Genomic DNA, 7421 nt, shown 5'->3' with positions numbered 1-7421 from the left:
GCCGCCACGTCCGCGACCGGCACCTCCGCGCCCGAGTCCCGACGCGCCTCGACCCAGCGCGCCACCGCCGTCTTGAGGCCGGAGAACGAGAAGTCGTAGGCGTGGCGCGCCATGTCCTTGGGCTTGCTGAGGCCGCGCGGGAAGGGAATCGCCTCGGGATCGCCCTCGCGCGCGAGCCGGTCCACGTGCGGGCCGCCCGGGTACGGCAGGCCCAGCAGGCGGCCCACCTTGTCGAACGCCTCGCCGGCGGCGTCGTCGAGCGTGTGCCCCAGCTCGTGGACGCCCGTCGCGATGTCGTCGACCAGCAACAGCGACGTGTGGCCGCCGGACACCACCAGCGCCATGGTCCGGTCCGGGAACCGGCCGTGCACCAGCTGGTCGACGGCGGCGTGGCCGATGACGTGGTTGACGCCGTAGAGCGGCCGGTCCAGGCCCAGGGCGAGCGCCTTGGCGGCGGCCACGCCCACGGTCAGCGAGCCCACCAGGCCGGGCCCCGAGGCGACGGCGACCGCATCCACATCGGACAGGGTGCGTCCCGCGCGCGCCAAGGCCTCGTCCAGGGTGGGCAGCACGGCCTCAAGGTGGGCGCGCGAGGCGACCTCCGGGACGATGCCGCCGAAGCGCGCGTGCTCGTCCATGGACGAGGCGACCACGTCGGCGAGCAGCTCGTCGCCCTCGACAAGCGCGACTCCGGTCTCGTCGCAGGTGCTCTCCAGTCCCAGTACAAGTGCCACCCGACAACTGTAGTCGGCGCGGAACCGGGACCTCCGGCGGAATAAACGCGGTCCAGCGTGCGTCATGGTGGTTGACATGACAACTACGAATCTCTCCGCGCCGCCCGCGACCTTCACGCTCGACCCGGTCGCCCGCGCCGCCCTGTTCACCGAGGCCCGCTCGGCGACCGCCTTCGACCATCGTCCCGTGGACGGCGACGTGATCACCCGCGCCTGGGACCTCGCCAAGTGGGGCCCCACCAGCAACAACACGCAGCCGCTGCGGCTCGTGATCGCGCGCAGCGAGGAGGCCCGCGCCGCCGTGCTCGACGCCGCGATGCCGGGCAACCGTCCCCGCCTCGCCCAGGCGCCGCTCATCGCCGTCGTGGCCCGCGACGACCGCTTCCACGACCACCATGAGATCGTCGCTCCCGGCATGGCCGGCTTCCACGAGCGTTTCGAGGCGAACCCCCAGATGCGGGCGGGCCTTGCGCACTCCGGGACGATGCTCGGACTCGGCTATGTCATCGTCGCCCTGAGGGCGGAGGGTCTGGCGGTCCGACCGTACGGCGGCTTCGACCGGACGGCCCTCGACGCGTCTCTGATGCCCGCCCACTGGGGCGCCGAGGTGCTGCTCGGCGTCGGCTACCCCGCACCGGGCGACCACGGCGCGGGCGAGCGGCGCGGCCGGATCGACGCGGCGACCGGCGTCCGGGAGCTCTGACCCGGACCGTCAGCCGGGAGGCTGATAGCCGCGGAGCGCCTTGCGCATCACCACCGCGTCGACGCCCTCGGGCTGGTAGTACCTGCGGCGCACGCGCACGTCCTCGAAGCCGTAGGCCCGGTACAGCGCCAGCGCCGCCTGGTTCTCCACGGAGACCTCGAGCCACGCATCGGCGGCGCCCAGGGCGCGCGCCTCGGCGAGGAAATCGTCCATGAGGGCACGGCCGAGGCCCTCGCCACGGCGTTCAGGCACCACGGCGATGTTCATGAGGTGGAACGCGTCGCCGTCGAACCCGTAGACGGCGTAGCCGGCCAGCTCTCCCCCGGCCTCGATCCCGCGGTAGCGGGCGAAGCCGTAGGCGAAGTCATGGCCGATCAGCTCGAGCGACCAGGCGGAACGCCCGAACATCTCAACCTCCCGCGCGGCCATCCATGGCAGGTCCTGCTCGACCAGGTCCCTGATGCGGACGTCGCCCTCCATGGTCACGCGCCCGGAACCCCGTGGACGTCGGGCCGGCGCAGGTACAGCGGTTCGGTGGGCATCTCCACCCCGCGCTCGCGCAGGCCCGCGGCGACGCGGACCAGCCACGCGGGGTCCGGATCGGCATCGACCGCGCCCGGGAACGCGTCCGGATACAGCAGCCCACCACGGCCCGCCACGACGCCCGAGACCCGGACGTCGCCGGGCGCGCTCACCGCGGGGCCTTCCACCCTCTCTCCATCGCGGTAGGCCGCCCAGTAGACCTCCTTGCGCCGCGCATCGGCCACCACGGTGACGTCCCCGCCGCGCTCGGCGCCGATCGCATCGAGCGAGCACACGCCCTCGACCGGCACGCCCCACACGCGTCCCAGCATGCGCGCCGTCATGAGTCCCACGCGCAGCCCCGTGAACGGCGCCGGACCGGTCCCCACCACGATGCGCTCGATGGAATCGCGCGCCGCGACCGCCTCCGTGAGCGCCTCCTCGATGAGCCCGGACAGCAGCTCGGCGTGCCCGCGGGGGTTGAAGGCGGACCGTGCGGCGAGGGTGGTCTCGCCGTCCACGATCGCGACGGCGATGGCGGAGGAGGTGTCGAGGGCGAGGATCACGGGCCTAGCCTACGAGCGCGACGCCGTCCCAGCGGGCGCCGTGCGTGGTGACCGTGACCGTGCGCAGGCCCTCATCCGGGTGGTCCATGTCGAGCTCGCCGCCGCGCTCGCGCTCGATGGCCACGTGGATCCGGTCCTCGGAGAGCTGTTCCGCCTTGTCCTCGCCCCACTCGACCACCGTCACCGAACCTTCCACCGTGGTGTCCAGGTCCAGGTCGTCGAGCTCCGCCAACGAGTTCAGCCGATAGGCGTCGACATGGATGAGCGAGGGCCCGCCGACCACGGACGGATGGGTGCGGGCGATGATGAACGTGGGGCTGGCGACCGGGCCGCGCACGCCGATGGCGTCGCCCAGGCCCTGGGTGAAGGTGGTCTTGCCGGCGCCCAGGTCGCCGCTGAGGATCACCACGTCGCCCGGGCGCAGGTGCGGCGCGATCACGTCACGCGCGAGCGCGCGCATGCCGTCCGCGTCGGAGGCGGAGAACTGCGCGGAGGTCATACGGGGGCCTTCTCCTTGTATCCGCCGAACCGGCACACGATCTCGTAGTCGATGGTGCCCACCGCATCGGCCCAGTCGCGCGCCGTGGGCCCGTCGGGGCCGATCAGCACCACCGTGTCCCCCGCCCGCTCGGGCGCGTCCGCACCCAGGTCGAGCACCACCTGGTCCATGCACACGCGGCCGGCGATGCGATGCCGGCGGCCGCCGATCGAAACCTCGGCGCGGTTGCCCGCCGAGCGGAAGATGCCGTCGGCGTAACCCGCGCTGACCAGCCCCAGGCGCGTGGGCGCGGGCGTCGTGTAGTCGTGGCCGTAGCTGACACCCTGGCCGGCCGGCACGTCCTTGACCAGCGCCAGCGAGGCGGTCACACGCATGGCGGGCTCGAGCCCGAAGCGCCGCCCCGCAGGGTCCTCCACCGGAGGCAGCCCGTAGATGGCGATTCCGGGCCGCACCAGGTCGAAGTGCAGGTCCGGCCGGGTGAGCGTCGCCGCCGAGTTCGCCAGGTGGCGCACCTCCAGCCGCGCGCCGCGCGCCTCCGCGACCGCCAGCGCCTCGCGGAACACGGCCGCCTGCGCGTCGATGGTGGGATGCCCGGGCTGATCCGCCCATGCGAGGTGCGACCACATGCCCACCACCACCACCGCATCGTCCGCCGCGATCGCGGCCTCGAGCAGCCCCGGGAGCTCCGCGGGGCGCACGCCCTCGCGGGCCAGGCCGGTGTCGACGCAGACGTGGACCCGCGCGACCGTGCCCACCTCACGGGCGGCGTCGACGATGCGCTCGAGCACCGGCAGGGACGATGCGGACACGTCCACTCCCGCCTCGATCAGCCGGGCGGCGGGCACGTCGGGCCCGTAGAGCCAGGTGAGGATCCGTCCGGTGTCCCCGGCGGCGCGCAGCGCGAGCGCCTCGTCCGGCTGGGCGACGCCCAGCCAGGTCGCGCCGCCCGCGCGCGCCGCGGCGGCCGCGGGCACCAGGCCGTGGCCGTAGGCATCGGCCTTGACCACGGCGAGCACCTGCGCCGTAGGCGCGAACGCGCACAGCCGCTCGACGTTGCGTGCGATGGCCCCGTAGTCCACGGACACCTGAAGTCTGCTCATCAGCCCTCTCCGATCACGACCGCGGAGGCGATTCCCGCATCGTGCGACAGCGACACATGGAGGCTGGTGATGCCCAGCGCCGCGGCGCGTGCGGCCACCGTGCCCGTGATCACCAGGCTCGGGTCTCCCCCGGGGCCGCGGACCACCTCGCAGTCCTGCCAGTTCATCCCCGCCGGGGCGCCCAGCGCCTTCGCCAGGGCCTCCTTGGCCGCCCACCGGGCCGCGAGGCTCGCGTGGCCCAGCGTGCGCTCGGAGGGCGTGAACACCCGCTCGAGAAAGCCGGGCGAGCGCTCGAGCGCCTCCTCGAAGCGCGCGATCTCCACCACATCGATGCCGAGGCCCCGGATCGCCACGGCGCTACTCCACCGTGACTGACTTCGCGAGGTTGCGGGGCTGGTCCACGTCGTAGCCCTTGGCCGCCGCGAGCTCGAGGGCGAAGATCTGCAGGGGCACCACGGAGAGCAGCGGCGTCATCAGGACGGGGGCGGAGGGCACGAAGAACACCTGCTCGGCATAGTTCGCGGCCTCGGTGTCGCCCTCCTCGGCGATGACGAAGGTGCGCGCGCCGCGCGCCCGCACCTCCTGGACGTTCGAGATCACCTTGCTGTGGAGCGACTCGCGGCCGCGCGGGCTCGGCAGCACGATGATCACGGGCAGGCCCTCCTCGACGAGCGCGATGGGCCCGTGCTTGAGCTCGCCCGCCGCGAAGCCCTCCGCGTGGATGTACGCGAGCTCCTTGAGCTTGAGGGCGCCCTCGAGAGCCACCGGGTAGCCCACGTGGCGACCCAGGAACAACACCGTGCGCTCGTCGGCCATGGTGCGGGCGACCTCGCGGATGGCCTCGGACGTGTCGAGCACGCGCTGGATCTTGGCGGGGATCGCGTCGAGCTGGTCGAGCAGCGCCTCGATCTCGTCGGGGAACTTGTTGCCCCTGAGCTCGGCGAGGTAGATGCCCAACAGGTACACGGCCGTGATCTGCGCCAGGAACGCCTTGGTCGACGCGACGGCGATCTCAGGCCCGGCGCGTGTGTACAGCACCGCGTCCGCCTCGCGAGCGATGGTCGATCCCTGGGAGTTGACGATCGCGATCACGGGCGCCCCCTGCTGCTGGGCGTGGCGCACCGCCATGATCGTGTCCATGGTCTCGCCGGACTGGCTGATGGCGACCACCAACGTGCGCACGCCCACCACCGGGTCGCGGTAGCGGAACTCATGGGCGAGCTCCACCTCGACCGGGATTCGGCACCAGTGCTCGATCGCGTAGCGGCCCACCAGGCCCGCGTACGCGGCGGTGCCGCACGCGATCACGATGATCTTGTCGATCGAGTTGAGGATCGACTCGTGGATCATGCCCCCGTCGAGCTGCAGCCTGCCGTGCTCGTCCATGCGCCCGCGCAGGGTGTCCGCGACCGCGGTGGGCTGATCGTGGATCTCCTTCTCCATGAAGGTGGCGAAGCCGCCCTTCTGCGCCGCCGAGGCGTCCCAGTCCACGTGGTAGGGCTCGCGGTCGACCACGAAGCCGGAGAAGTCCGTGATGGTGACGCGTTCCGGCGTGATCTCCACCACCTCGTCCTGATGGAGCTCGAGCGCGGTGCGCGTGTGCTCGATGAACGCGACCACGTCCGAGCCCAGGAAGTTCTCGCCCTCGCCCAGCCCGATCACCAGGGGGCTGTTGCGGCGCGCGCCCACCACCGTGCGCGGTTCGCGGGCGTCCACGGCGAGCAGGGTGAAGGCGCCCTCGAGGCGGCGGGTGATGACGCGCATCGCGTCCGCCAGGCTCCGTCCCGTGCTCACCTCGCGGGCGAGCAGGTGTCCGGCGACCTCGGTGTCCGTCTCGGACAGGAACTCGACGCCCTCGTCCTGCAGCTCGGCGCGCAGGGCCGCGAAGTTCTCGATGATGCCGTTGTGGATGATCGCGATCCGGCCGGCCGCCGCGAGGTGCGGGTGCGCGTTGGCGTCGGTGGGGGCGCCGTGCGTCGCCCAGCGGGTGTGCCCGATCGCGGCGGTGCCTGCGGCGAGCGGGTGTTCGGCGAGGTGCTTCTCGAGGTTGACCAGCTTGCCGGCCTTCTTCGACATCGCCACGCGCTCGCGATCATCGGTGACGATCGCGATGCCCGCGGAGTCGTACCCGCGGTACTCGAGCCGCGCGAGACCCCCCATCACCACGCCCTGCGGACGCGCCCCGGGCGCGTCCGACCCCACATAGCCGACGATTCCGCACATGCCCCGAGTCTAGATGCCCCCTCACGCGCCCGGCGCAGGAGCGACGATGCGCAAGAATGGGCGCGTGAACGAGGCACGGGGTTCAGATGCGGGGACGGCGTTCGTCACCCTGCCGCGCGGCGAGTGGGCGGCGCTGGCGGACGCCACGCCGTTGCCGCTCACCGAGGCGGACATCGCCAGGGTGCGCGGCCTCGGCGACCCGGTGGACCTCGAGGAGGTCGACCAGATCTACCGGCCGCTGTCGCGGCTGCTCGACCTCTACTCCAGCGCCACCGGCGCCCTGCACCGCGCGACGAGTCAGTTCCTGGGCGAGCGTGCGTCCCGCACCCCCTTCGTCATCGGCGTCGCGGGGTCCGTGGCGGTGGGCAAGTCGACCACCGCGCGCCTGCTGAAGGAGCTGATGGCGCGCTGGCCGCGCTCCCCCCACGTGGAGCTGGTGACCACGGACGGCTTCCTGTACCCGAACTCCGTGCTGATCGAGCGCGAGCTGCTCGCTCGCAAGGGCTACCCCGAGTCCTACGATCGGCGCGCGCTGCGGGACTTCATCCTCAAGGTGAAGTCCGGCGCCCCCGAGGTGCGGGCGCCCGTGTACTCACACCAGGTCTATGACATCGTCCCCGACCAGGAGGTGATCGTCCGCCAGCCGGACGTGCTCATCGTCGAGGGACTCAACGTCCTGCAGACCGCCCAGGGGCGTCAGCCCGGATCCTCCCAGCTCGCGGTAAGCGACTTCTTCGACGTGTCGATCTACGTCGACGCGGAGCCGGAGGACATCCGCCGCTGGTACGTCGACCGCTTCCTCGCCCTGCGCGAGTCCGCGTTCGCGAGGCCGGACTCATACTTCCACTCGTACTCCACGCTGACGGACCCGCAGGCGCGCGCGGTCGCCCGTCAGATCTGGGACACCGTCAATGCGCCCAACCTGGTGCGGAACATCGCCCCGACGCGCTCGCGCGCGACCATCATCCTGTCCAAGGGCGCCGACCACACGGTCGAGGCCGTCCGCCTCCGCAAGCTCTGACGGGCGGGCCGGCCGAGTCAGCCTTCGACGTCGGGGTCGCCTGCGGGGTCGCC

General features: G+C 72.3%; 9 protein-coding genes. 2 read left to right on the top strand and 7 right to left on the bottom strand.

Features of this window, described 5'->3' with window-relative positions; genetic code table 11:
* A partial coding sequence (tsaD, locus tag Q0L54_RS07530) for a tRNA (adenosine(37)-N6)-threonylcarbamoyltransferase complex transferase subunit TsaD (RefSeq protein WP_296666739.1) occupies window positions 1–734 on the bottom strand: 734 nt, incomplete at its 3' end.
* A gap of 76 nt (window positions 735–810) precedes the next feature.
* On the opposite strand from tsaD, the gene Q0L54_RS07525 reads away from it, so the two are divergent.
* Complete coding sequence (locus Q0L54_RS07525; RefSeq protein ID WP_296666736.1) at window positions 811–1437, top strand: malonic semialdehyde reductase; 627 nt, start codon at window positions 811–813, stop codon at window positions 1435–1437.
* Between the two features lie 9 nt (window positions 1438–1446).
* Here the strand turns inward: Q0L54_RS07525 and rimI are convergent, their stop codons facing one another.
* Genes rimI through glmS form a run of 6 tightly spaced genes read right to left on the bottom strand, consistent with a single transcriptional unit; the run spans window position 1447 to window position 6347 of the window.
* On the bottom strand, window positions 1447–1917 hold the full coding sequence (gene rimI, locus Q0L54_RS07520; protein WP_296666743.1) for a ribosomal protein S18-alanine N-acetyltransferase: 471 nt from the start codon (window positions 1915–1917) through the stop codon (window positions 1447–1449).
* Window positions 1918–1919: 2 nt separating this feature from the next.
* Entirely contained in the window at window positions 1920–2525 is a 606-nt protein-coding gene (tsaB, locus tag Q0L54_RS07515; RefSeq protein ID WP_296666735.1) for a tRNA (adenosine(37)-N6)-threonylcarbamoyltransferase complex dimerization subunit type 1 TsaB, read from the bottom strand.
* Between the two features lie 4 nt (window positions 2526–2529).
* Complete coding sequence (tsaE, locus tag Q0L54_RS07510; RefSeq protein WP_296666733.1) at window positions 2530–3024, bottom strand: tRNA (adenosine(37)-N6)-threonylcarbamoyltransferase complex ATPase subunit type 1 TsaE; 495 nt, start codon at window positions 3022–3024, stop codon at window positions 2530–2532.
* Window positions 3021–4124 carry an alanine racemase gene (gene alr / locus Q0L54_RS07505; protein ID WP_296666731.1) on the bottom strand — a complete coding sequence of 368 codons (1104 nt, stop codon included), beginning with the start codon at window positions 4122–4124 and terminating at the stop codon, window positions 3021–3023. The genes tsaE and alr overlap by 4 nt, the downstream gene beginning before the upstream one ends.
* Window positions 4124–4477, bottom strand: coding sequence for a holo-ACP synthase (locus Q0L54_RS07500; protein ID WP_296666729.1), 354 nt, complete (start codon window positions 4475–4477; stop codon window positions 4124–4126). The genes alr and Q0L54_RS07500 overlap by 1 nt, the downstream gene beginning before the upstream one ends.
* Window positions 4478–4481: 4 nt before the next feature.
* Entirely contained in the window at window positions 4482–6347 is a 1866-nt protein-coding gene (glmS, locus tag Q0L54_RS07495) for a glutamine--fructose-6-phosphate transaminase (isomerizing) (protein WP_296666726.1), read from the bottom strand.
* A gap of 109 nt (window positions 6348–6456) precedes the next feature.
* Between glmS and coaA the strand changes: the two genes are divergently transcribed.
* The gene (gene coaA / locus Q0L54_RS07490; protein ID WP_296666741.1) at window positions 6457–7368 is read left to right on the top strand and encodes a type I pantothenate kinase; all 912 of its coding nucleotides are present in this window, start codon (window positions 6457–6459) and stop codon (window positions 7366–7368) included.
* Window positions 7369–7421 lie beyond the last annotated feature (53 nt).

It is taken from the genome of Demequina sp. (assembly GCF_024642165.1).
In the GTDB taxonomy this organism is placed as follows: domain Bacteria; phylum Actinomycetota; class Actinomycetes; order Actinomycetales; family Demequinaceae; genus Demequina.
The sequence above is the reverse complement of the archived record's forward strand: the minus strand, read 5'-3'. Positions and strand labels throughout refer to the sequence as shown.

Coding starts and splice junctions, on each gene's coding strand:
- Q0L54_RS07525 (WP_296666736.1), top strand. CDS start 811: ATGACAACTACGAATCTCTCCGCGCCGCCCGCGACCTTCACGCTCGAC.
- rimI (WP_296666743.1), bottom strand. CDS start 1,917: ATGGAGGGCGACGTCCGCATCAGGGACCTGGTCGAGCAGGACCTGCCA.
- tsaE (WP_296666733.1), bottom strand. CDS start 3,024: ATGACCTCCGCGCAGTTCTCCGCCTCCGACGCGGACGGCATGCGCGCG.
- alr (WP_296666731.1), bottom strand. CDS start 4,124: ATGAGCAGACTTCAGGTGTCCGTGGACTACGGGGCCATCGCACGCAAC.
- glmS (WP_296666726.1), bottom strand. CDS start 6,347: ATGTGCGGAATCGTCGGCTATGTGGGGTCGGACGCGCCCGGGGCGCGT.